Annotated in this window: 16 protein-coding genes; 11 read left to right on the top strand and 5 right to left on the bottom strand. The window is 62.1% G+C overall.

The features are described 5' to 3' along the window. Positions 1–9: 9 nt before the first annotated feature. From M0H32_RS02300 to M0H32_RS02315, 4 genes are all read left to right on the top strand, one after another. The gene (locus M0H32_RS02300) at positions 10–939 is read left to right on the top strand and encodes a sulfite exporter TauE/SafE family protein (protein WP_248150180.1); all 930 of its coding nucleotides are present in this window, start codon (positions 10–12) and stop codon (positions 937–939) included. Beyond that, the gene (locus tag M0H32_RS02305) at positions 936–1,715 is read left to right on the top strand and encodes a TIGR02186 family protein (RefSeq protein ID WP_248150183.1); all 780 of its coding nucleotides are present in this window, start codon (positions 936–938) and stop codon (positions 1,713–1,715) included. The genes M0H32_RS02300 and M0H32_RS02305 overlap by 4 nt, the downstream gene beginning before the upstream one ends. Positions 1,716–1,874: 159 nt before the next feature. Then, complete coding sequence (locus tag M0H32_RS02310) at positions 1,875–2,990, top strand: AI-2E family transporter (RefSeq protein ID WP_248150187.1); 1,116 nt, start codon at positions 1,875–1,877, stop codon at positions 2,988–2,990. Between the two features lie 408 nt (positions 2,991–3,398). Further along, positions 3,399–3,737 (top strand): hypothetical protein, encoded by a 339-nt coding sequence (locus M0H32_RS02315; protein ID WP_248150189.1) that lies wholly within the window; start codon positions 3,399–3,401, stop codon positions 3,735–3,737. A gap of 118 nt (positions 3,738–3,855) precedes the next feature. Here the strand turns inward: M0H32_RS02315 and pdeM are convergent, their stop codons facing one another. Both pdeM and M0H32_RS02325 read right to left on the bottom strand, forming a co-directional pair. Beyond that, on the bottom strand, positions 3,856–4,593 hold the full coding sequence (pdeM, locus tag M0H32_RS02320; protein ID WP_248150191.1) for a ligase-associated DNA damage response endonuclease PdeM: 738 nt from the start codon (positions 4,591–4,593) through the stop codon (positions 3,856–3,858). Continuing rightward, positions 4,590–7,094: a ligase-associated DNA damage response DEXH box helicase gene (locus M0H32_RS02325; RefSeq protein WP_248150194.1), complete on the bottom strand. Its 2,505-nt coding sequence runs from the start codon at positions 7,092–7,094 to the stop codon at positions 4,590–4,592. The genes pdeM and M0H32_RS02325 overlap by 4 nt, the downstream gene beginning before the upstream one ends. Before the next feature lie 326 nt (positions 7,095–7,420). On the opposite strand from M0H32_RS02325, the gene M0H32_RS02330 reads away from it, so the two are divergent. Together M0H32_RS02330 and M0H32_RS02335 are read left to right on the top strand one after the other, a co-directional pair. Further along, complete coding sequence (locus tag M0H32_RS02330) at positions 7,421–8,443, top strand: ligase-associated DNA damage response exonuclease (RefSeq protein WP_248150195.1); 1,023 nt, start codon at positions 7,421–7,423, stop codon at positions 8,441–8,443. A gap of 50 nt (positions 8,444–8,493) precedes the next feature. Beyond that, positions 8,494–8,937 carry a YybH family protein gene (locus tag M0H32_RS02335; RefSeq protein WP_248150197.1) on the top strand — a complete coding sequence of 148 codons (444 nt, stop codon included), beginning with the start codon at positions 8,494–8,496 and terminating at the stop codon, positions 8,935–8,937. A 61-nt stretch (positions 8,938–8,998) separates the two neighbouring features. Here the strand turns inward: M0H32_RS02335 and M0H32_RS02340 are convergent, their stop codons facing one another. Further along, on the bottom strand, positions 8,999–11,062 hold the full coding sequence (locus tag M0H32_RS02340; protein WP_248150200.1) for a DEAD/DEAH box helicase: 2,064 nt from the start codon (positions 11,060–11,062) through the stop codon (positions 8,999–9,001). 218 nt (positions 11,063–11,280) lie between these two features. Here M0H32_RS02340 and M0H32_RS02345 point away from each other — a divergent pair, with 218 nt between their 5' ends. Continuing rightward, on the top strand, positions 11,281–12,933 hold the full coding sequence (locus M0H32_RS02345) for a cisplatin damage response ATP-dependent DNA ligase (protein WP_248150203.1): 1,653 nt from the start codon (positions 11,281–11,283) through the stop codon (positions 12,931–12,933). Positions 12,934–13,052: 119 nt separating this feature from the next. After that, complete coding sequence (locus M0H32_RS02350; protein WP_248150205.1) at positions 13,053–13,583, top strand: hypothetical protein; 531 nt, start codon at positions 13,053–13,055, stop codon at positions 13,581–13,583. A gap of 41 nt (positions 13,584–13,624) precedes the next feature. Here M0H32_RS02350 and M0H32_RS02355 read toward each other — a convergent pair whose 3' ends face one another. Beyond that, on the bottom strand, positions 13,625–14,494 hold the full coding sequence (locus M0H32_RS02355) for an acyl-CoA thioesterase (RefSeq protein ID WP_248150208.1): 870 nt from the start codon (positions 14,492–14,494) through the stop codon (positions 13,625–13,627). 448 nt (positions 14,495–14,942) lie between these two features. On the opposite strand from M0H32_RS02355, the gene M0H32_RS02360 reads away from it, so the two are divergent. Further along, positions 14,943–15,626 carry a response regulator transcription factor gene (locus tag M0H32_RS02360; protein WP_248150212.1) on the top strand — a complete coding sequence of 228 codons (684 nt, stop codon included), beginning with the start codon at positions 14,943–14,945 and terminating at the stop codon, positions 15,624–15,626. Positions 15,627–15,803: 177 nt separating this feature from the next. Further along, positions 15,804–18,296, top strand: coding sequence for a putative bifunctional diguanylate cyclase/phosphodiesterase (locus M0H32_RS02365; RefSeq protein ID WP_248150215.1), 2,493 nt, complete (start codon positions 15,804–15,806; stop codon positions 18,294–18,296). Positions 18,297–18,485: 189 nt separating this feature from the next. Here the strand turns inward: M0H32_RS02365 and M0H32_RS02370 are convergent, their stop codons facing one another. Further along, positions 18,486–22,007, bottom strand: coding sequence for a PAS domain-containing hybrid sensor histidine kinase/response regulator (locus M0H32_RS02370; protein ID WP_248150218.1), 3,522 nt, complete (start codon positions 22,005–22,007; stop codon positions 18,486–18,488). A 278-nt stretch (positions 22,008–22,285) separates the two neighbouring features. Between M0H32_RS02370 and M0H32_RS02375 the strand changes: the two genes are divergently transcribed. Then, a complete protein-coding gene (locus M0H32_RS02375; protein ID WP_248150221.1) occupies positions 22,286–23,458 on the top strand; it encodes a pyridoxal phosphate-dependent aminotransferase in 1,173 nt (390 codons plus the stop codon). Positions 23,459–23,504 lie beyond the last annotated feature (46 nt).

Genomic DNA, 23,504 nt, shown 5'->3' on the forward strand with positions numbered 1-23,504 from the left:
CGTGACCCTGTGCAATTATACCTGCCCATAGCCGAGATTCCGGTCAATATCTTCGTGATATTTGCGATGGGTGGGGCCGTGGGCTTCCTGTCGGGGCTGTTCGGTATCGGCGGCGGTTTCCTGCTGACACCCCTGTTGATCTTTTCCGGAATTCCACCAGCGGTCTCCGTCGCGACCGTGACCACACAGGTCGTCGCATCTTCGGCGTCTGCCGTGGTCAATTACTGGCGCCGCAAGGCGATCGACCTGAAGCTGGCGAGCATTCTTCTGGCGGGCGGCGTCATGGGGTCGCTCGTCGGCGTCGTTCTGTTTGATGTGCTGCAGTCTGTCGGTCAGCTCGATCTGGTGATTTCGTTGTCCTACGTGACCTTTCTGGGCACGATCGGCGGCCTGATGCTGTTTGAATCGGTTAGAGCGATCCGGCGGCGCAAGTCGGGTGCCGCGCCCAAGGCCCGCAAACCCGGCCAGCACAACTGGATCCACGGTCTGCCGCTGAAGGTGCGTTTCCGCCGTTCCAAACTCTATGTCAGCGTCATTCCGGTGGTCGGGCTCGGAGCGATCATCGGCTTTCTCGGCACCGTGCTCGGCATCGGCGGCGGCTTCATGATGGTGCCCGCGCTGATCTATCTGCTGCGCGTGCCGACCAGCATCGTCATCGGCACGTCCCTGTTCCAGATTCTGTTCACCATGGCGGCGGCAACCGTTTTCCATGCCATGGGCACGAAGACCGTCGATATCGTCCTGGCGATGACCCTGATGATTGGCGGCGTCATCGGTGCGCAATTCGGCGCGCGCATGGGCCAGAACCTACGCGGCGACCAGCTGCGCCTGCTGCTGGCCTTGCTGGTGCTGGGTGTCGGGTTGCGCTTTGCTGTCGATCTGCTGCTGGTGCCGGACGACTTCTATTCCATCGCGATCCGAAAGGGGGCCGGCTCATGATCCGTCTGGTACTCCTTCTGGCGACATTGTTCGTCTGCACCAATGCCTTCGCGCAGAACCACCACGGCCTGAACCTGGTGACCTCGCTGTCCTCGGACATGATCTCGATCCAGTCCAATTTCACCGGCACGGAAATCGTCATCTTCGGTCAGGCGCAGAACATCGTGCGTCAACCCAACGACCCGAGCGGCTATGAACTGGCGATTGTCGTGCAGGGACCGCCGCAGGACATCACCACCCGGCGCAAGGGGAGGTTTCTGGGCGTCTGGGTCAACCGGGAGGCCGAGCGGTTCCAGAATGTGCCGTCCTTTTACGCGGTCGCCAGCACAGTCGATATCGGCCACATGGCGGACCGGACGGTTCTGGACGAGCTCGGCATCGGTCTCAACCACATCAATCTGGCGGTCTCCGGCTCCTCCAATGTCGCGCTGGCCGACCGCGACGATTTCCGCCGAGCCTTCATCCGGCTGCGTGAGGAAACGGGGCTCTATTCGGAGCAGGAAACCTCGATCAAGTTCCTGACCGATACCATGTTCCGCACCAACATCCCCCTGCCGGCGAATATTCCGGTCGGCGATTACAAGGTGAAGAGCTTCCTGTTTCACCATGGCGAGGTGGTCTCGCAGACCGAGCAGACCCTTTATGTCGCCAAGACCGGTTTCGAGCAGTTTACCTTTCAGCTTGCCCAGAACTATTCCCTGGTCTACGGCCTGCTCGCCGTCTCGCTCGCCATCTTCACCGGCTGGCTGGCAGGTGTGATTTTCCGCAAGGATTGAGGTCCGTCTCGAAGGAGCGGCCAAATAGGTCAAGGCGCTCCTTGCTGCGCATGCAGCGCCGTCTCGTTGCAATCCGTCTCATTGCACTTTCGGCTGGTACTTCGGGCCGGTGCCGTTATTGTCAGACAGGCAGAGATTTCAATTTGTTGGGCAGGGGCCATGACCACAGAACCGACCTCGGATCAACCCGCGAACGAGACGAGCAAACCCGAACCGTCGGTCGATGCGCGGGTGATCGATATTGCCGTCCGGCTCGGGGTCCTGGGCCTGTTCGCCTATTTTTCACTCCAGCTGATCGCGCCGTTTTTCCTGTTTCTGCTCTGGGCGGTCGTGCTCACCGTCGCGCTCTATCCCCTCTATGGTTGGCTGGCGAAAAAACTCGGTGGCCGCAAGGTCCTGTCGGCGGTGCTGGTCACATTGGTGTGCCTCGCAATCGTCATCGGACCGGTCGCGGTTCTTATCGTCAGTCTGGCCGACACGCTGCAGGGCTGGCTGCAGGGCCTGTCGGCCGGCTCCTTGAAGCTGCCGCCCCTGCCGGAGAAACTGGCGACATTGCCGGTGATTGGCGAGAAGATCGCCGCCGCCTGGGCGCATGCCGCCACAGGGCTGGCAGGTGTTATCACCAAGGTCGGTCCGATGCTGGTGCCGGCGGGCGGACGCATCCTGTCGATGCTGGCCGCGCTCAGCGGTTCGGTCCTGTTCTTCATCGTCTCGATCATTCTGTCGGGCTGCCTGTTCGTACCCGGTCCGATGCTGGCTAAGGGCGCCAAGCGCTTCGCCGACCGGATCATCGCCCCGCGCGGCGCCGAATTCGTCGATCTGGCGGGCGCGACGATCCGTAATGTTTCGCGCGGGGTCATCGGCGTCGCCGTCATCCAGGGGCTCCTGACCGGTATCCTGCTGATCGTCTTCAAGGTGCCGCTGGCGGGCGTCCTGACCTTCATCGCCCTGTTCCTGTGCATCATCCAGATCGGACCGGCGCTCGTGATCATCCCAACCATCATCTGGGCCTGGAGCTCCTGGGAGCTGGTGCCGGCGCTTTCCTTCACCGTGCTGATGGTCCCGGTCATGCTGGTCGACAATGTGCTGCGCCCGATCCTGATGTCGCGCGGTCTCGACGTGCCCATGCTGGTCATCCTGATCGGCGTCCTCGGCGGAACGATTGCCTACGGCCTTCTGGGGCTGTTCCTGGGCCCCGTCATTCTGGCGGTGTTCTACGAGCTGGTGGTCGCCTGGGTGAAGGTCGGCGAGGAGAGCAAGGACGCGGCCTCCTGATCGCGAGCGCAATCTGATGTGGCGCAAATGCGCCGCAAACTCTGGTGTCACCCCGAGCGACCGAAGGAAGACCCGGGGCCCACTCACTGCCAGAGCGTCAGGAAAGCGGCACTGCAACAACAACCGGCGCATACCTTGCCAAGCGGGACTGCGAGTAGGCCCCGGGTCTGCGCTTCGCTTGCCCGGGGGGACACCGGTGGGTATGACCTTGGTAAAGGTTCTGGCGGCAATGCCGATAGCACTCACGCCTTGAGACGCAGGGAAACCCGATGAGCAAGCAGCTCGACAGCTTTCTGCGCAGGGAACTGCGCAAGACCATCATTCTGATCGTCGTTGGGATCGCGGTGCTGGCCTGGGTGGGTTACCGGCTGTTGTAACGATATTCACGACAGGTTCTGTGAGTGACACATGAATGAACTGGACCGGTTCCTGCTTTGGGAGCGTCTTAAAATCTGGCTGGTTGCGGGCGGTGTTGTTGCCGTCGTCGCCGCCGTCATTCTGGGTCTCTGGCAAAATCAAAGCAGCACCGACTGGTCGGTGGAAGAAGTGTCCGGAACCCTGATGCATCATTCTCGGCTTCAGGACGACATGGGAGCGCACAAGGTTGTCCTGACCGTTCAGCTGCAGGACGGGCGAACCATCGTTGTGACCGCCCGCAACATCACCGTGCCCGAGATCGGGTCTCAGGTACCGCTGGTGAGGCGGTACACGCCCTACGGAAGGGAGAAGTTCAAATTGGCAAGGTGATGTCGAGCTAGAGCCCTATAGCATTTCGAGAAAAGTCTGAGCCGACTTTAGCTGCCTCTCGGCTCTGCCTCGAACGCAAAAGTCGGCAATGTTTGTTTCAAACAATTCTCGAAATGCTTCAGTCGCCGACGACCCGGCTGGCGGTGAACGGGAAGAGACGGTCGTTGCCGAGCATGAACACCGAGAACTGGCGCCGGCGGAAGATCATGCTGTAGGCCTTGTCGGTGACATTGAGCCCGCCGGTCAGCGCGCCGAAGGCCGGCAGCACCAGGCGGGTGTTGTCGGTGACAAAACAGGCGCGGCGGATCGAGCGGCCGAAGCGGCGCACGCGGGCGGCCGGATGAAGGTGACCGCAGACCTCGCCGGCGGCTTCCGAGGAGCCGACCTTTTCGACTGGCTCGTGGCGGAAGACCAGCGGGCCGACCTTGACCTCATCCACCGTGACGCCGCACAGGCGCACAGGCGCGACCGGATCATGGTTGCCGGTCACCCAGATCCATTCCCGGCCGAGCTGCAGCGTGGTCAGCATGGCGCGGTAGGGGGCAGGCAAGCGGTCGGAGCCGTCGGGATCGTGAAAACTGTCGCCCAGGCAGATGACACATGCAGGATCGAAGGCGTCGATCACACCGGCGAGTTTTTCCAAAGTCGCACCGGTGTCATAGGGCGGCAGCATGACGCCGCGTCGGGCATAGCTTGAGCCTTTTTCCAGGTGCAGGTCCGCGACCACGAGGATGGATTCGTCCGGCCACCACAGCACACCGCTGTCATGAAGGCCGACCAGCTGGCCGTTGATCTGAATGTCATGACATACCGGCGCAGCAGCATATTTGCGCAAATGGGATGTCAGGGCACTCATTCCATGGCCTCCAGGATCAGTTCCTCCGCCGCGTCCGCCAGCAGCGTGTCGATGGCTTCCCCGTAGACCGGTTCCTTGCCGATTTCCAGCAGAATAGGCACGGCGAGGGGAGAGACATGTGGAAGACCAGTATGCGTGATTCGTCCGCGAATTCTGGCAAGAAGTTCGCCCAGGCGGGAGATATCCAGAAGTCCTTCGGCGGCATCGTTCCAGGTGGCCTTGAGCAGGATGTGGTCCGGTTCGTGAGCGCGCAACACGTCGTAGATCAGATCCGACGACACGGTGACTTGCCGGCCGCTCTTTTCCTGGCCCGGATGGCGCCGCTCGATCAGCCCGGCAATCACGGCGCAGTTGCGGAACGTGCGTTTCAAAAGGCTGGAGTCTGCGAGCCAGGCATCGAGATCGTCGCCGAGAATGTCTTCTTCGAAGAGCTGGTCGAGCGGGATCTTTCCGCTGGAAAACGACAGCGACAGGTCGCTGAGCCCCCAGACCGACAGGGCGTAGTCATTGGCAACAAACCCGAGCGGGCGGGCGCCGAGCCGTTCCAGCCTCTTTGTCAGGAGCATGCCGAGGGTCTGGTGGGCCAGCCGCCCCTCGAACGGATAACAGACCATGTAATGCTTGTTGGCGCGCGGGAAGGTCTCGACAAGCAGGCCGTCCTTTGCCGGCAGAACCGACTTGTCCCGCTGGATCTCCAGCCATTCGCGGACCTGGTCCGGCAGGGCCTTCCAGGTCGACGGCGACGCCAGCATGGCCCGGACGCCTTCGGCGAGATAGGTGGAGAGCGGAAACTTGCCGCCCATATAGGACGGGATCATCGGATTGTCCGACTTGGTGCGCGAGACATAGGCCTCGTTCTCGCGCAGGCCCTCGAAGCGGACGACCTCGCCGCCGAACAGGAACGTGTCGCCCGGTGCCATCTGCTCGATGAAATATTCCTCAATCTCGCCAAGCACCCGGCCGCCGCGCCCGACCGGCGTGCGCCGTCCGTCGGCCTTGGAGCGTACCAGCCGCACTTTCAGCATCGGCGCCTCGACGATGGTGCCGACATTCAGCCGGTACTGCTGGGCAATCTTCGGATGGGCAATGCGCCAGAGCCCGTCCTTACCCTTCCGGAGCTTGGCGTATTGATCATAGCTCTTCAGCGCGTAGCCGCCGGTGGCGACAAAATCGAGCACTTTCTCGAAGGTCTCCCAGTCCAGATGCCGGTAGGTTTCCGAGGACCGGATCTCGTCATGGGTGGCGACCGCGTCGAGCGGGTCGGCACAGGCCAGGCCGAGCAGATGCTGGGCCAGAACGTCGAGCGCGCCCTGGCGCAGGGGCGGCGTGTCCTGTTTGCCCTGTTTGGAGGCTGCCAGCGCCGCCTGGCATTCCAGCACCTCGAAGCGGTTGGACGGGATCAGCACCGCCTTGGACGGTTCGTCCATGCGGTGGTTGGCGCGGCCGATCCGCTGCGCCAGCCGGCTGGCGCCCTTAGGCGCGCCGATATTGATCACAAGGTCGATGTCGCCCCAGTCGATGCCCATGTCGAGCGACGACGTCGCGACAACCGCACGCAGGGCGCCGGAGGCCATCGCCGCTTCCACCTTGCGCCGCTGGCCGACATCGAGCGAGCCGTGATGGAGCGCGATCGGCAGCGTGTCGTCGTTGATGCGCCAGAGTTCCTGGAACACCATTTCGGCCTGGCTGCGCGTGTTGACAAAAAGCAGCGAGACCTTGTGCTTCTTGATCAGCTCGTAGATGTCGCGGATGGCATAGCGCGAGGAATGGCCGGACCAGGGAACCCGTTCCTCGCTGTCGAGGATCGAGATATCCGGCTGCGCGCCGCCGGCCACCTGAACCATATGCGACAGCGCACGACCCTCCGGATCCGGCTGATCGACCAGGTAGGCCCTGAGGTCGTCAGGCTCGGCGACCGTGGCCGAAAGCCCGATGGTCCTGAGCCCGGGCGCCAGCCGCCGAAGTCGGGCCAGCCCGAGCGCCAGCAGGTCTCCGCGCTTGGACGTCACCAGCGCGTGCAGCTCATCCAGAATGACGGTCTTCAGCGAGGCGAACAGCCGGGCGGAGGCCGGGTCCGACAGGAGCAGGGCGATCTGTTCCGGCGTGGTCAGCAGGATGTCCGGTGGATTGAGTTTCTGCCGCTGACGCTTGTGGGAGGGCGTGTCGCCTGTGCGCGTTTCCAGCCTCACCGGCAGGCCCATTTCGGAAACCGGAGCTTCCAGGTTGCGGGCGATATCAACGGCGAGCGCTTTCAGCGGCGAGATATAGAGCGTGTGGATGCCGTCTCCCGCCGTGCCAGGCTTTCGCTTGCCGCGTGCTTCCAGCTCGACAAGGCTCGGCAGGAAACCGGCCAGCGTCTTGCCGGCGCCTGTCGGCGCGATCAGCAATGTGGAATGACCAGCGGAAAGATGATCGATCAGCTGCAGCTGATGTTGCCGCGGCGCCCATCCCCGCGCGGCAAACCAGCTCTGGAATCGATTGGGAAGCAATGCGGCGTCCATCGCATTGTTTTAGGTGAGCGGTTGGCAAAAGGCGAGAGCGCGTGAGGAAATTTGTTCTTCTTGTGTTCTTGCTTGGGTTTTCAGCGTAAAAGGGAGGAAACGTTTGAAGAGTTAAACTTTTCGCGCTCTACCCAATGTCATCCCCGTGAACGCTGGGACCCAGAACCTGCTGAATCTATGGGTGAAATAGAATGACTTCCCGGGAGTCCTGGGTCCCGGCTCGCGCCGCGCTTGGCCGGGATGACAACCGGAGAATGTTTTGTACGCTTAGCGTCCATTCAGGCGCAATCATGACAAACCCCCACAATGGACTTATCTAATCAACAATGTCCGATCTTCTCACCCTGACGCCCGAGGGCCTTTATTCTCCCGAAGCTGGCGCGCATATCGACCCGGTCCGGCCGGTCGAGAAAGCCATCATCACCCATGGCCATGCCGATCACGCCCGCGCCGGACATGGCGCCGTGCTGGCGACGCGGCACACCCTCGACATCATGGCGATCCGCTATGGCGAGGAATTCTGCGGCCAGGCCCAGGAGATCGGTTATGGCGACAGGCTTAACCTCGGCGGTGTCGAAGTGTCCCTGCACCCGGCCGGCCATGTGCTTGGCTCCGCACAGGTGCTGCTGGCGGCGAAGGGTCAGCGCACGGTCGTCTCCGGCGACTATAAGCGCCAGGCGGACCCGACCTGCGTGCCCTTCGAGCTGGTGCCCTGCGATACCTTTGTCACCGAGGCCACTTTCGGTCTGCCGGTGTTCCGCCATCCGCCCGCGTCCGAAGAAATCGCAAAGCTGCTCGCTTCTCTCGAACTGTTCCCGGAGCAGACCCATCTGGTCGGCGCCTATGCGCTTGGCAAGGCGCAGCGGGTGATCGGGGAACTGAGGGCCGCGGGCTATTCGAAGGTCATCTACCTCCACGGCGCGCTGGAGAAGCTGACCGCCTATTACGAGAGCCAGGGTGTGAAGCTCGGTCCGGTCGAGCCGGTCGGCAAGCGCGGCAAGGAGCTGGCCGGCGAGATCGTGCTCTGTCCGCCCGGTCAGCTCGGCGACCGCTGGGCCCGGCGCTTCGGCGATCCGGTGGCCGCGATGGCGTCCGGCTGGATGCGGGTGCGGGCCAGGGCGCGCCAGCGCGGCGCCGAATTGCCGTTGATCCTGTCCGATCATGCCGACTGGGACGATCTCTGCCGCACCATCATGGAAACCGGCGCAGAGCAGATCTGGGTGACGCACGGAGCTGAGGACGCCCTTGTGCACTGGTGCGAATTGAATGGACGAAAGGCCCGCCCGCTCAATATGATAGGCTATGACGACGGCGAGGACGCCGATTCCGGACAGGTCGCAAACGGATGACCGGACCTGTTCTTTTTCAACCGGGCAACCGGTCCCTTGGGGAGGCAGTCATGGCGGATGACGGTGGATTTGAAGGTGCCGGCAATGGCCAGGCCAACGGTTCCGGCGCCAGCACGAATGGCGACGCGGAAGAGGCGATCGCCCAACTCTTCGACGACTACCAGGCCGGGTTCAACGATTACGACATCGACCGGATCTGCGACTGTTTCGCGTTGCCAACCGTTATCTGGCAACATGAAAAGGGGCATGTCTTCAACGACGACGAAGAGCTCATCGAAAACGTCGAGGTTCTGCTGAAAGCGCTTGAAAAGGAAGGCGTCAGCCATTCCGATTTTCACGTCGTCTCAAGCCATGTCAGCGGGTCCACGGCGCTGGTCACCCTGGACTGGACCCAGGAAAGCACCGACGGCGAGGCGGTCTTCGAGTTCACCTGCCATTATCAGCTGATCCAGGACGGATCGGACTGGGTGATTGCCTGCATCGTCAATGAATAACGACGGATCAGACTAAGGCCCACAAAACCGAAAAGCCCGGATCGGAGATCCGGGCTTCAGCTTATTTGTTTGCTTTGGCAGCCTTGCGTTCCGAGCGTGACGGCTTGTTTTTCTTGGCCGGCTTTTTCTTGCCCGGCGCGGGGTTCGCGCCTGCCGGACGGCTGCGCGGCTTGCGGTTGTCGCCCTCATCCGCGCCAGCGTTCCGGCCTTTGCGCGGTGGGCGTTCGCCGCCGTCGAGATCCCGGGCCAGTGCCTTCATGTCGAGCGGCTCATAAGCCGGATGATGCGGGGCGGCCTCGTCGTCGCCGTGGCGCCGCTTCTTGCCGCGCGGACCGTCGAACTTGTCCTTGAAGGCGCGTTTCGGACGGTCCGGCTTCAGGCTGTCTTCACGGCCCATGCTTTCGTAATCCGGGGCGTCGCCGCGCGGACGGCGCTTGGGCGGTCCGGAACGGTCACGGCGGAAGCCGCCGCTTTCCTTCGGCGGTGAGGGCACCTTGCCGCCGCGCGCATCCAGCAGCGTGATGGTGACATTTTCCTCGCCCGTGCCGTCGCGCTTGACCACTTCGTTGAAACGCTGGCCATGGCTGCCGGCGATTTCGAAATAGAGCTCGTTCTGGAAGATCTTGATCGCGCCGACTTCTTTCTTGGTGACGTGGCCGGAGCGGCAGATCATCGGCAGGATCCAGCGCGGTTCGGCGCGCTGACGGTGGCCGAGCGACAGCGAGAACCAGATGCCGTCCTCGAACTTGCCGGTAATCTCGGCGCTGCGGCCGCCCTTGGAGCCGGCGTCGCGGCCGCGGAGGGAGCTTTCGTCAAGATCTGAGACGTCTTCCGGTGCCGGCAGGCGTGACTGGCGCAGTTTGACAAAGGCAGCGGCGAGCTGCTCCGCGCTGTGCAGGGCCAGGAGTTCGGCGGCCAGCGCGCGGTCTTCCTCTTCCAGCTCAACGGTGAGAGCCGGATCGGCAAGCAGGCGCTCCTTGTCCTTGGCGCGGATATCATCGGCAGTCGGCGCGCCTTTCCAGGTCGCGGTGATGCCGGCGAAATGCAGGACGCGCTCGGCCTGGCGGCGGCGCGGGAACGGCACCATCAGGACGCAAGTGCCCTTGCGGCCGGCGCGGCCGGTTCGGCCGGAACGGTGCAGCAGCGCTGCCTTGCCGGTCGGAAGATCCGCGTGGATCACAAGATCCAGGTTGGGCAGATCGATGCCGCGGGCGGCAACGTCGGTTGCGACGCAGACGCGAGCCCGGCCATCCTTCATGGCGGCGAGCGCGCTCGAACGCTGTTCCTGGCTGAGTTCGCCGGACAGCGAAACAATGGAGAAGCCGCGATTGGCGAGACGCGAGGTCAGCCGGCTGACAGCTTCGCGCGTTGAGCAGAACACGATCGCCTTTTCTGAATCATGCAGACGCAGCACATTGATCAAGGCATTTTCGCGTTCGTTCGGGGCAACCGGATGGGCCACATAATCGATGTCGACATGCTGTTCGCGGGCATTGATGGTCGACAGGCGCACCGCGTCCTTCTGGAAGCGTTTGGCGAGTTCGGCGATCGGCCGGGGCACCGTTGCGGAGAACATCAGCGTGCGGCGATCAGCAGGGGCCGCGTCCAGGATGAACTCCAGATCTTCGCGGAAGCCCATGTCGAGCATTTCGTCGGCTTCGTCGAGAACGACAGCCTTGAGTTCGGAGAGGTCCAGCGCGCCGCGTTCGATGTGGTCGCGCAGGCGGCCCGGCGTGCCGACAACGATATGGGCGCCGCGTTCCAGCGCGCGCCGCTCGGTGCGCGGGTCCATGCCGCCGACACAGGACGTCGTGACGGCACCGGCATCGGCGTAAAGCCAGGTCAGCTCTTCCTTGACCTGCAGCGCCAGTTCACGGGTCGGTGCGATGGCGAGCGCAATGGGAGCGGTGGCCTGGCCGAGATGTTCATCTTCGCCAAGCAGGGTCGGCGCGAGTGCCAGGCCAAAGGCCACGGTCTTGCCGGAACCGGTCTGGGCGGAGACCAGGAGGTCTGCCTCGGGCGGGGCGTCTGTGAGGACGCTTTCCTGGACGGGGGTGAGGCTTTCATAGCCACGTTTCGCCAGCGCGGCCTGCAGGGCCGGGGCGACGGAAGTCAATTCAGTCATAGAGATCTTTCAACTGCTCCGGATCATCTGCATGCCAGTCAGCAGTCTACCGGATCGGGCAAATATCACACGTGCCCTTGAATGGCCGCGGCTTATACAGGTAAATCGCGCCGCCGTCCATCCCACGCAGCGAATGGCTGCCTTGACCGGAGCGACTAGCACCGTATCTAGCCGGGAAGAACTTGCTTCAAAACAGTTTTCCCGGTTGGATCCCGTCCATGCATGCCTTTTCCCAACTGCTTGACAGGTTGTCCCTTGAGCCGCGGCGCCTCGCCAAGGAAGCGTTGCTGGTGCGGTACTTCCGGGAAACGCCGGACCCGGACCGGGGCTATGCTCTGGCGGCGTTGACCGGGGGGCAGAGTTTCAAGCACGCCAAACCGGCGCTATTGCGGGCGCTAATCGCAGAGCGGGCAGATCCGCATCTGTTCGCCTTGTCCTATGACTTTGTCGGCGACCTGTCGGAAACCATTGCCCTGATGTGGCCGCGGCCGGAAGCCCCCGAGGAGGCAGAGATGCTTTCCGCGCCCGCGTTGACTGAAATTGTCGACCAGCTGGGAAGTGCCGGAAAGACAGAGGTCCCCGGGCTCCTGTCGGCCTGGCTGGATGGTCTCGACGAAACCGGTCGCTGGGCCCTTTTGAAACTTGTCACCGGTGGTCTTCGGGTCGGTGTCTCGGCACGGCTGGCAAAGTCCGCCGTGGCCAGGCTTGGTACCCTGGAAGTTGCCGATGTCGAGGAGGTCTGGCATGGGCTGAAGGCGCCTTACGAGGCGCTGTTCGCCTGGGTGGAGGGCCGCGCCGGTCCGCCCGAAACGCAGGATCCGGCACCCTTCCGGCCTGTGATGCTGGCCCATCCGCTGGATGAGGACAAGGACCTGCAGCAATTGCCGGCCGCGGATTTTGCGGTGGAGTGGAAATGGGACGGCATCAGGGTCCAGGCTGCCGCGGGCCGGACGGAGCAGGGCCAGGACGTCCGCCGTCTCTACAGCCGCACGGGCGAGGATATTTCGAAGGCCTTTCCGGATATTGTCGATCTCCTGACTTTCGATGCCTGCATCGACGGCGAGCTGCTGGTGGTGTCCGACGGCAAGGTGCGGCCCTTTTCCGATCTGCAGAAGCGCCTCAATCGCAAGACCGCCGGGCCGAAGCTGCTGCGCGACTATCCTGCGGCCATCCGGGTCTATGACCTTTTGACACATGAGGGCGAGGATCTGCGCGGCCTGCCCTTTCAGGAGCGCCGCAAGAAGTTGGAAGCGTTTGTCGCCGGACTTGCCGACAGCCGGATCGACCTGTCGCCAATGGTGGCCGCCAAAGATTGGGAATGGATCGCCGCCGCAAGGGCCAATCCGCAGAACCATCTGGACAAGGACGACGCAGAGGCCGTCGAGGGATTGATGCTGAAACGCTGGGACGCGCCTTATGTAAACGGACGGCCGAAAGGGCTCTGGTTCAAGTGGAAACGCGATCCCCATCTGATAGATGCTGTCCTGATGTATGCGCAGCGCGGTCACGGCAAACGCTCGTCCTTCTATTCCGACTACACGTTCGGCGTCTGGCGGGACGGGGCGGAAGGGCTGGAACTGGTTCCGGTTGGAAAGGCCTATTTCGGCTTCACCGACGAGGAACTTCGCAAGATCGACCGGTTTGTCCGCAACAACACCATCAACCGCTTTGGTCCCGTGCGCGAGGTCACGCATGACCAGGACGTCGGGCTGGTTCTGGAGGTTGCCTTCGAGGGGCTCAACCGCTCGGGTCGTCACAAGTCCGGTGTCGCCATGCGCTTCCCGCGTATTTCAAGGCTCAGATGGGACAAACCGGCGGTGGAAGCCGACCGTCTGGAAACCCTGGAAGCGCTGCTACCGGACCGCGAATAAGCCGTTCTGGACGGATGATCTGGCGAAAAATCCGGGATATGCCGTGCTTTGGTCACGGAATCGTGGCACGTCTTTCAGGAAACACACACAGTCGGCCCGGCCGGCACCGGAGAGGCACCATGACGATCCGTAACACCCTGTTCGCGCTGCTTGCCGGCGGACTGACCGCGGCAACGCTGGCAACGGCCACGGCCGCGCAAGACAAAATCGCTCCCGCGGACGTGGCGGGCGCCACGGACGGCCGGCCCGACCGGTACTCCCTGGTTGCGGTCGACGGAGACATCCTGAGGGTGGACCGGCAGAACGGCACGGTCTCCGTCTGCCGGCAGCGCAACGACGCCTGGCGCTGCAACCCGGTCCCGCTTGCCGAAGAGGCCTATCTCGCCGAGATCAATGAGTTGGCCGGCGAAGTCGACAGGCTGACGGCGCGCCTGGAAGAGATTGACAGCGGTGCCGGCGGAGATGAGCGGCAACTGCCGCCGGGCTCCGCCCTTGATCGTCCGCAAAAGGAAAAAGACGGCAAATCCCCGCTCACGAGCGAGGACGAGGAAGAGCTGGACAAGATGCTCACCTTCACCGAAAGCGCCATGCGGCGCTTCTTCGGCATGGTCCGCGACCTGCAGAAGGATTTCGACGGCGACGGCAACTGAGCCGGCTCAGGCAGAATGAACCAGTCCGACCGGGAAAAGTTCTAGTCGATCAGCATCTTGTTGATCGCCTGATGGGCTTCGGGCGGCAAGTCGACCGCCTTGCGTGTTGCAAGATCCATGGTTAGGGCGACGACGTCCAATGTGGCCACCAGCCGGCTGGTCCGGCTTTCGAAGAGGTGGTGGCGCATGGAAAAGGTCCTGGCGCCGACACTGGTGAAACCCGATATGACCAGCATCATGTCACCGGTCTTGAGTGGGGTCGCCCAGCTGAGCTTCATTTCAACGGCGACCCGGCCAAAGCCGTTTTCGGTCAGGTAGCCATGGGTCATCGGTGTCCGCTGCCAGACATGGGCGACACCGTCCGTGCAGCAGGACAGCGCGAAGCGGTCATCCGCCTTGCCGTCCACACCGATATCCCGCGGTAGAACCGTGCCCCGGAAGACGACCTGGGCGCCCTTGGCTTCAAGTCCCGCCAGCGTCACCTTCTGGTTTGCCGGACCGGCCGGAATGCCTTTGGGGGCGGCTTCCGCGATCATCGAGGTCTGATAGGTCTTGAAGCGTTGCCGCAGTGTCTTGGCCGAGTTGGCGCTGGGTTCATAGCCGTCCAGGGCTGTCGCTGCCAGCGTTCCGGTGGCGCTGTTGTGCATTTCGTGCACCACCGTGAGCATGTGGGGGCCGTCAAAGGCAATGCTCGACTGAACCGTGACCAGGTCGCCCGTTCTGAGTTCCGAATGATACCGGACGTGGCGGACCCGGCGAGCCCCCACCAGGGTTTCGTTCAGTCCCGACAACAGCCGGAATTGACGGTCGGCCTCTTCAAACCGGCTGAAGTAAAACTGAACGTTGAGATGGTCATTTTCATCGCATTCCCAGCGATTGACAAACGAAAACAGCGTCGCTTGGATGGTCATAATATGGTTTCGCGCACTCGTTGATCTTGATTATATGCCTTGATGGGGCAGGGCGTTTGTTGCTGTCTTTGTGTTGATTATCAACACGAAATGTAAACTATGGACAAGAAGTTTAGCTGACCATTCGGAAAAGGATGAAGGCTAATTTTTAGCCGTTTCAAGCCTGTCGCTTATCTTGGGTTGATATTTAGAGGTGATTGCAATGCTGGGGAGGGCCATTGGACGGCGGACGGCGTCATGACGGTCCGGCGGACCTCCGTAAATCTGCCATGTAGGTCAAAAGCATGGTTTGACTTGCGCGCAAACGGTGTTGCAAACATACTTCCAATTGGCCGCAACAAAGAGTCACCACCTTGGCTCCGATGGACCTGAACGTGCGGGGAGGCAAGAGCGCGCGTCACAAAGGGTCGAATTGAGAACTCAAGGCCGGTGTGGGAGGAAAAGCAACGTGTCGGCGACATCGTATCGATTCATAATCGCGGATGATCATCCCCTGTTTCGCGGCGCGCTGCGCCAAACCCTGGAAACACAATATCCGGATGCTGCGATCGAGGAAGCAGGCGCCCTTGAAGATGTGACCACCCGTCTGGAAAAAGACGGTGATGTGGATCTGATCCTCCTGGATTTGTCGATGCCGGGCATGCGCGGGTTCTCCGGGCTGATGTATTTGCGTGCGCAATATTCCGGGGTGCCGGTGGTGGTCGTTTCCGCCAATGAAGACCCGCAGGCCATCCGGCGTGCCGTGGAATTCGGTGCATCCGGCTTCATTCCGAAGTCGCATGGTATTGAGGTGATCCGCGAGGCCATTTCCGAAGTCATGTCTGGAAACATGTGGACACCGCCCGATGTGGACATGTCAGCGGATGACGGCAGCGGGGACCTGGTTCAGCGGCTCGCCACGCTGACGCCGCAGCAGGTGCGCGTTCTGATGATGCTGTCGGAAGGCCTTTTGAACAAGCAGATCGCTTATGAACTGTCCGTGTCGGAAGCCACGGTCAAGGCCCATGTCTCGGCGATCCTGCAAAAGCTCGGGGTCGAAAGCCGGACGCAAGCCGTCATTGCGGCCTCCAAGATCGAAGCCGGCCAATGGCAGGTCGGCGGCGAAGCGGCGGAGACGGCGGGCGCTCAATAGCCCGCAAGCCGGTCCGCAACACACCGCGCCATGGCCCGCCTTGAGGTGCTATCGGCAAATTTACGCGGTGACTTGAATTCTTGACCGTCGTTTTTACCGGAATTTCAGGGAATGGCTGTAGGGCTGGAACCTGCGAGGCTGTGCCGCGCACAGTCGAGACCCAATTGCGGAGACAAAATGCGGCTCAGCTCCAACTGGAACCTGGTCCTTCAGACGATCTGCATGGCCTTTCTGAAGCCGGGACAGTCGTTTCAGGCGGCGCAGCGCTACAGACCCGTCGAGCAGGCCGGCAAGAAGGAAAGCGATCCGACCCGGGCGTTTCTGCTGGCCTTCGGCCATCCGGTTGTCGACGACGTGCTGGCGCGCAGGGTCCGTGCCGCGCAAATTGCCAGCATCGCGCGCCTGACCCCATTCATTATCTTCGCCAATATCGTCAATACCATTGTCATCACGCTGACATTCAGGGACTTCCTGCCCGCCAGCTATCTGACGGCCTGGGTGATCTCAATTGCCGCGTTCCTGACATACACGACGCTGAAATGGCTCAAGGCGAACCGTTCGCCCATCGAAATCGCCTCCCGGGGAGCGCTGAACAAGGCGGTGCTGCATGCGACCGTGTTCAGCGGATTCTGGGCGGTGGTGCCGATTGTGGCTTTTGCTTCAGGGAATGCCGATGGCATCTGGATGGCCTCCTGCGTCACCACCGGCATGCTGTGCGGCGGCGGTTTCACGCTTGCCACGGTGCCGCAAGCGGCGTTCCGCTGGGTGGCGATGCTCTATGTGGCGTCTCTTGTGTCGCTCGTCATCGGCCAAAGCACCGATCTCTGGCCATTGTTCCTGCTCTTGACGAGCTACACGCTGGTGGTTGTCGGCAGTGTGGCCTCGGCGGGCTGGCTGTTCGCGTCGCATTTTCTGGCGGAAGCCGAATTGGAGCAGCGCGGTGAACTGATCGCATTGCTCCTGAACGAATTTGAGGAAAAGGCCAGCGACTGGATCTGGGAAACGGACAGTAAGGGGCACTTCCTACATGTTTCCGACAGGTTTCTTCATGCCAGCGGCAGGGCCCGCGCGGAACTCGAAGCCCTGCGCATGGTCGATCTGGCCTATTCACTCGATGAAAGCGACGCCCGCTCCGCTGTCGCCACGCTGGAAACCGCTCTTAAAGTGCAAAAATCCTTTCGAGATGTCGTGATCGGTGTCGATGTCAATGGCGAGGAACGCTGGTGGTCGCTCGCGGCGCGTCCGGTCTATGACGATCGTGGGTCTTTCACCGGGTATCGCGGTGTGGCGTCCGATATCACCGAGGCGCGGCGGGCCAGCGCTCTGGTGTCTCACCTGGCCGAGCATGATTCCCTGACCGGGATCGGCAATCGCAGCTGGTTCCTGAAACAGGCGGAAACGGCGATGGAGGGCCAGTCCCAGTTCGGCGACGATTTGCTGACCCTGTACCTGATCGATCTCGACAATTTCAAAGTCGTCAACGACACCAGCGGCCATCCGGCCGGTGACGATCTGCTGCGCCAGGTGGCGAGCCGGTTCACGGTGCTCAGCGAAGGCAAGACTTTGCTGGCCCGTTTCGGCGGTGACGAATTCGCGGCGCTTGGACGCTTTGACAGCGATGAGGCCGCCACGGCCTTTGCCGAGGAACTTGTGAATGTCACCCGCAAGCCGTTCCGGATCGGCCGGCGGGACTTTGCCATCGGGGCAACGGTTGGGTTCACACGCTTCCGCGACAGCCGGGACACGCTCGACGATCTTATGCGCAAGGCGGACATCGCACTCTACAAGGCCAAGGAAGGCGGCCGGGGCAGGGCGCTGGCTTTCGAGCATGAGATGGAACGCGAGGTGCGCGAACGGCGCGAACTGGAATCCGACCTGCGCGAAGCCTTCGAATATGAAAAGCTTAATGTGGATTTCCAACCGATCGTGGACGCGCGCTCCGGCCAGGTGGTCTCCAGCGAGGTTCTGGTGCGCTGGCTGCATCCGGTCCGAGGCGAAATTCCGCCTGATACCTTCATTCCGATTGCCGAACACGCCGGCCTGATTCTGCCGCTTGGCAATTGGGTTCTGAAGAAAGCTTGCGCAGCCGCCGCCCGGTGTCCGGAGCTGGAAAGCGTTGCCGTCAACCTGTCGCCGGTCCAGTTCATGGATCCGAATCTGGTCGAGCAGGTCTGCGCGGTTCTGGACGAAACAGGGTTCCCACCGGAGCGTCTGGTGTTTGAAATCACGGAATCGGTTTTCCTGCGCGATTTCGGCTCGGCCTCGACCAAGCTGGAACGACTGCGCGACCTGGGCATCAGCATCGCTCTGGACGATTTCGGCACCGGATACTCGTCGCTGTCCTATCTCAGGCAGTACAAGTTCGACAAGATCAAGATCGACAAGTCCTTCGTCGATGAAATTGGTGAGCGCAGCGATGGCCTGGCCATCATCTCGGCCGTCATTGCCCTGGCGCATAATCTGGGACTTGAGGTGACCGCGGAAGGGGTGGAGCGCCAGTTCCAGGTCGACGCGCTGCGGACGCTCGGCTGCGATACCATGCAGGGCTATTATTTCGGCAGGCCGGACGCCAATCCGATGAATATCACACAAATCCGCAAGGAAGACTGGGAAGACCGCTCGCCCAGCACGGCACCGAAAAATCCCTCGGATCTGCGCTCAGTCTCCTGATCAAGAGCTGTTCCCGGTTGGAATGGCTCATTCTGTTTAATGTCTGGCAAGACTATCTGCGCGGAGGACGTGATGCCCTTATAGCATTTCGAGAAAAGTCTGAGCCGACTTTAGCTGCCTCTCGGCTCTGCCTCGAACGCAAAGTCGGCAATGCTTGTTTCAAACAATTCTTGAAATGCTTTAGCAGGGCTATTCGGCGGCCTGTCCGGCCTGGCAACGTGCCAGATGGGCGCGCAGCGCCGCCGGCTTGAGCGGCTTGTTGAAGAAGGCGATGTCCTTCTCGCTGGCTTCGGTGCGCACTGCGCGGCTTCGGTCGGCCGTGATCAGGATCGCTGGGATCTGCTGACCGAATTTCCAGCGCAGCTTGACGATGGCTTCGATGCCGGTGCCGTTGTCGAGATGATAGTCGGCCAGGATGACATCCGGGCTGAGGCCCGCCTTGTTCAGCTCGATCGCAGCCTCGTTTTCGTCCGGCGCCGCGACCACCTTGCAATTCCAGTTGGTCAGAAGATGGCGCATGCCGCTCAGGATGTCCGGCTCGTTGTCGATGGCGACGACACAAAGCCCGTCCAGTTGGCCCACCGGAGCGGATATCTGATGAATCGGGGCGGCGTCGGGCACGGCGGTCGAGCGCGGCAGTTCAACCGAGAAACAGGAGCCATTTTTGGCGTCTGACCTCAGGTCCACGGGATGGTTCAAGACGTGGCTGATCCGTTCGACAATAGACAGACCCAGGCCCAGCCCCTTGGCCATACGCATGCCGTCATCCAGGCGATGAAACTCCTGGAAAATGGCCTTCTGCTTGTTTTTCGGAATACCCATGCCGGTATCATGGATTTCCACGATGACCCGATTGCCACGCCGTCGGCAGCCAACAAGAACGCGACCTTGCTGGGTGTATTTGAGCGCATTCGAGACCAGGTTTTGTAACAGGCGCCGCAGCAGGCGCCGGTCCGTGCGCACGGAGACCGAGGTCGACACGAAACGGAGTTCAAGACCCTTGTCCTCGGCCACCGGCTGAAAATCCAGGGCGAGGCCGTTCAGGAGCTCCTCAAGCCGGAACACGGTCGGTTCCGGCTTGAGCGCCCCGGTGTCGAGACGGGAGATGTCCAGCACCGCGCCCAGAATGTCCTCAACCGATTCCAGCGCCAGTTCGACATTGCGCACCAGGGCGCCTTCGTCTCCTGCCTGCAGCTTGTCGACAAGCACGGAAGCGTAGAGCCGGGCGGCGTTCAGCGGTTGCAGGATGTCGTGGCCGGCCGCCGCCAGGAACCGGGTCTTGCCGATATTGGCTTCTTCCGCTGCCCGGGTCGCCTCCACCAGCCGTTCGTTCACGTGGGTGAGCTCCTCGGTGCGTTCGCGCACGCGCCGTTCCAGGGTCTCGTTGGCTCTGGCGAGAGCCTCCTCTGCCATGACCCGTTCGGTAATGTCCGTATAGGTGGTCACGATGCCGCCATCGGGCATCGGACTGATCCGGACCTCGAACACCGTGCCGCTTGATTCCAGTTTTTCCTGAAAGGTTTCCTGGACGAGCACAAGCTTTTCGATCCGGTCCGCGACGATGGTCTCGACCGGCCCGCCGCCGTGTTCACCCCGTTCGGCGTTGTAGCGCAGGATGGCGTCCAGTGTGGTGCCGACCTGACCATATTCGGCCGGAAGACCGAGCATGTCGCGGAACTGCCGGTTCCAGCAGATCAGCCGGAGGTCGCGGTCGAACACGCCGATCCCCTGGCGGACCTGGTCGAGCGCGGTCTGCAGGAGGTCCCGGTTGTACTGGATCGCCATGGAGGCATCGTCGAGCAGCTTGACCGCGCCTTTGGTGGACGGGTCGTGCCGTTTGAGCATCAACGTCAGCACCAGCCGCGAGGAGGCAGCGCCGATGGCGCTCGCCAGGAGCTGTTCGGAAAAGCGCAGCAGATTGGCGTCGGCCGACGTTTTCGGGTCGAGCTCCTTGCCGCGCTCGCTGGCGAACCGCTGGAAGGAGCGCTCCGTGCGCACTTCGCCGAGATACCGCGCCACGGTAGCCTGAAGGTCGCCGGCGGTGACGGAGGTGCGCCAGTAGCGCAGATTGGGCGAGGGCGTCAGCTCCGCCGGGACGAAGACATTGGCCTGAAGGGTCTCCGCGGGGAGCGGTTTGCGCAGGAAGGACGCGCCGACAAACAGGCAGATATTGACGCCGAGGCTCCACAGCGTGCCGTGAATGAAAGGATCGATCGTCAGGCCGAGCAGCCCTTGCGGGTTGAGCATTCCGATCCCGAACGGACCGGTTTCCAGGAAGCCGTCCGAGATCAGGCCGGATTTTGCGAAGGTCGGCAGCAGCAGCGTGTAGGCCCATAGCAGAAAGCCGCCGCTGAGCCCGGCAAGCGCGCCAAGAGAGGTCGCCCGGCGCCAGAACAGGGCGCCGATAAAGGCGGGGGCGAATTGCGCGATCGCGGCGAAGGACAGCAGACCGATGGACACCAGCGCGGCGGTGTTGCCGGCGGCCTTGTAATAGGCATAGGCAAGAAGCAGGATGCCGAAGATCGCCAGTCGCCGAATGGTGAGCAGGCTGTTGCTCATGTCCTGGCCGGTGGCGTTGATGATCTCGTCCTCGCTGTGGCGCCGCAGCATCAGCGGCACGACGATGTCGTTCGAGATCATGATGGAAAGGGCCACCGTGGCGACAATGACCATGGCGGTCGCCGCCGACAACCCGCCGATAAAGGCAAACAGGGCCAGCCAGCCCTGGCCGGCGTCGATCGGCAGGGCCAGCACGAACGTGTCCGGGTTGACGTCCTGTCCAAAGCGCAACAGGCCGGCGGCTGCAATCGGGATCACGAACAGGTTGATCAGCACCAGGTAGACGGGGAACATCCAGGTCGCCCGGCGCAGCTCCGCGTCGGAATTGTTCTCCGTGACCGTCACATGGAACTGGCGCGGCAGCAGCAGGACGGCGAAGGCGGACAGCATCGACATGACCAGCCAGTTGTCGATGTTCAGCGGCCGTTCGAAGACGGCCGAGACTTCAGGCGCTTCCGTGATCGCTCGCACAAGATCGAACGGCCCGTCGAACAGCGAGTAGGTGACCCAGACGCCGACCGCCAGGAAGGCCAGCAGCTTGACGACGGCCTCTGTGGCGATCGCCAGCATCAGGCCTTCCTGATGCTCCGTCGCGTCGATATGCCGTGTGCCGAAAGCCCAGCTGAAGATCGCCATGCCGAGGGCGATCAGGAGCGTAATGTCGTCAAAGACCGGCGTGAAAATATCACTCGGAGAGATCAGCGGGCCGGCCATCGTTGTGATCGACAGCGACACGGCTTTCAGCTGCAAGGCGATATAGGGAACGACCCCGATCACGGCGATCAGGGTTGCCAGGGCGGCAACGGACTGGCTCTTGCCGTAGCGCGCGCCGATGAAATCCGCGATCGAGGTGATGCTTTCGGTCTTCGAGATCTGAATGATCCGCTGCAACAACGGGTAGCCCAGGGCAAAGACCAGCAGTGGCCCGATATAGATGGTCAGGAATTCCACACCGGTGCGGCTGGCATTGCCGACGGAGCCAAAAAACGTCCAGGAGGTGCAATAGACCGAAAGCGACAGCGCGTAGATGAACGGGCGTCCGCCGGAACGCGGCGGCTTGCGGCGTGTCATGCGGTCGCCATAGCTCGCGATGGCGAACAGGCACAGGATGTAGGCCGTCGCGGCCAATATCACGAGCCATCCATGCAGCATGGTCTGTTCTACCGTCCTCCCGACCGGTTGCCGGTCCGCCGCGCCTCTTGCCGGGCTGCCTCGAACCGTTGCACGAAAATTTCATGCGTGGCCAGTCTTGATCGGATCACAGCTAAGTTGTTCTGTCTATTCGCCTTGCGAACGAGACAGAGTGCCTGCGACGGTCGGCGTAACGCTAATCGATCACGGACTGTGAAGTCTTGTTCACATCCTTTCATGAAACAACACCGGACAAAGCCGCTAAGGTGCGCCGAAAATGAAATGAGGATCTGCCCCACGTGTCCAGCCTGATCGATCGCTTGAGCCCGGCCGCGCGCAAAGCGCCAGAAAGCGGCATTGTCGAAGTCTTTAATGCCGGCTGGGGGCGTGACGACCTGATTCCGCTCTGGGCGGGCGAAGGTGATCTGCCGACCCCGGATTTCATCAGCGCCGCCGCCAAGGCATCGCTGGACCGGGGGGAAACCTTCTACACCTGGCAGCGAGGCATTCCTCCGCTGCGCGAAGCGCTCGCCGAGTATCATTCCGGTCTCTACCAGCGCCCTTTCTCGTCGGACCGGTTCTATGTGACAGGCTCTGGAATGCAGGCCATTCAGCTGGCCGTTCAGGCTGTATCGGGCAGCGGCAGCGAAGTGGTGGTGCCGACGCCTGCCTGGCCGAACGTCACTGCCGCGATCGAAATCCACGGCGCCCGCGCCGTCACCGTGCCGATGCACGAGGACGAGACCGGCTGGCAGCTGCGGATCGAGGACATAGAGGCGGCAATCACACCGCAGACCACGGCGTTGTTTCTGAATTCGCCATGCAATCCGACCGGTTGGGTGGCCGATGAAAACCTGTTGAAGGCCTTCCTTGACCTCGCCCGCCGCTATGAGCTCTGGATCATAGCCGACGAGATCTACGCGTTGTTTCATTATGGAGTGGGTGACCGCGCGCCGTCCTTCTACGACATCGCCGCGGACGACGATCCGGTTATCTTCGTCAATTCCATGTCCAAGAACTGGGCGATGACCGGTTGGCGCGTCGGCTGGATTTCGGCGCCGCCTGCCCTTGGTCAGGTGTTCGAGAACCTTATTCAGTATTCGACCTCCGGCGTGCCGTCCTTCATCCAATGGGGAGCTGTTGCGGCCCTGACCGAAGGGGGAGAATTCCTGGAAAGCCAGGTGGCCAGGGCACGTACGGGCCGTGAGTGTGTCCTCAACGGACTCAAGGGCTTGAACCGGGTCAACGTGCCGCCGCCGCAGGGGGCCTTCTATCTGTTCTTCTCCATCGAAGGGGTAACCGATACGCGCCAGTTTGCACTTGATCTTGTGCGCCAGACAGGTGTAGGCCTCGCGCCCGGCACAGCCTTTGGCGCGGGCGGTGAGCATTGTCTGCGGTTGTGCTATGCGCGCAGCCCGGACCATCTGGAAGAAGCGGTGCGGCGAATTAGCGCTTGGTTACCAGCGATTTAGACCGTCGTAGGGTTGCTGGTATACGGGAAACCCCTTAAACCTTGAA

It is taken from the genome of Roseibium sediminicola (assembly GCF_023156505.1).
Lineage (GTDB): Bacteria > Pseudomonadota > Alphaproteobacteria > Rhizobiales > Stappiaceae > Roseibium > Roseibium sediminicola.

What these genes read in the sequence shown, in the direction of transcription:
- M0H32_RS02350 (WP_248150205.1), top strand. Translation starts at nt 13,053, where the DNA reads ATGACGATCCGTAACACCCTGTTCGCGCTGCTTGCCGGCGGACTGACC.
- M0H32_RS02355 (WP_248150208.1), bottom strand. Translation starts at nt 14,494, where the DNA reads ATGACCATCCAAGCGACGCTGTTTTCGTTTGTCAATCGCTGGGAATGC.
- M0H32_RS02370 (WP_248150218.1), bottom strand. Translation starts at nt 22,007, where the DNA reads ATGCTGCATGGATGGCTCGTGATATTGGCCGCGACGGCCTACATCCTG.
- M0H32_RS02310 (WP_248150187.1), top strand. Translation starts at nt 1,875, where the DNA reads ATGACCACAGAACCGACCTCGGATCAACCCGCGAACGAGACGAGCAAA.
- M0H32_RS02345 (WP_248150203.1), top strand. Translation starts at nt 11,281, where the DNA reads ATGCATGCCTTTTCCCAACTGCTTGACAGGTTGTCCCTTGAGCCGCGG.
- M0H32_RS02340 (WP_248150200.1), bottom strand. Translation starts at nt 11,062, where the DNA reads ATGACTGAATTGACTTCCGTCGCCCCGGCCCTGCAGGCCGCGCTGGCG.
- M0H32_RS02305 (WP_248150183.1), top strand. Translation starts at nt 936, where the DNA reads ATGATCCGTCTGGTACTCCTTCTGGCGACATTGTTCGTCTGCACCAAT.
- M0H32_RS02315 (WP_248150189.1), top strand. Translation starts at nt 3,399, where the DNA reads ATGAATGAACTGGACCGGTTCCTGCTTTGGGAGCGTCTTAAAATCTGG.
- M0H32_RS02325 (WP_248150194.1), bottom strand. Translation starts at nt 7,094, where the DNA reads ATGGACGCCGCATTGCTTCCCAATCGATTCCAGAGCTGGTTTGCCGCG.
- M0H32_RS02335 (WP_248150197.1), top strand. Translation starts at nt 8,494, where the DNA reads ATGGCGGATGACGGTGGATTTGAAGGTGCCGGCAATGGCCAGGCCAAC.
- pdeM (WP_248150191.1), bottom strand. Translation starts at nt 4,593, where the DNA reads ATGAGTGCCCTGACATCCCATTTGCGCAAATATGCTGCTGCGCCGGTA.
- M0H32_RS02330 (WP_248150195.1), top strand. Translation starts at nt 7,421, where the DNA reads ATGTCCGATCTTCTCACCCTGACGCCCGAGGGCCTTTATTCTCCCGAA.
- M0H32_RS02365 (WP_248150215.1), top strand. Translation starts at nt 15,804, where the DNA reads ATGCGGCTCAGCTCCAACTGGAACCTGGTCCTTCAGACGATCTGCATG.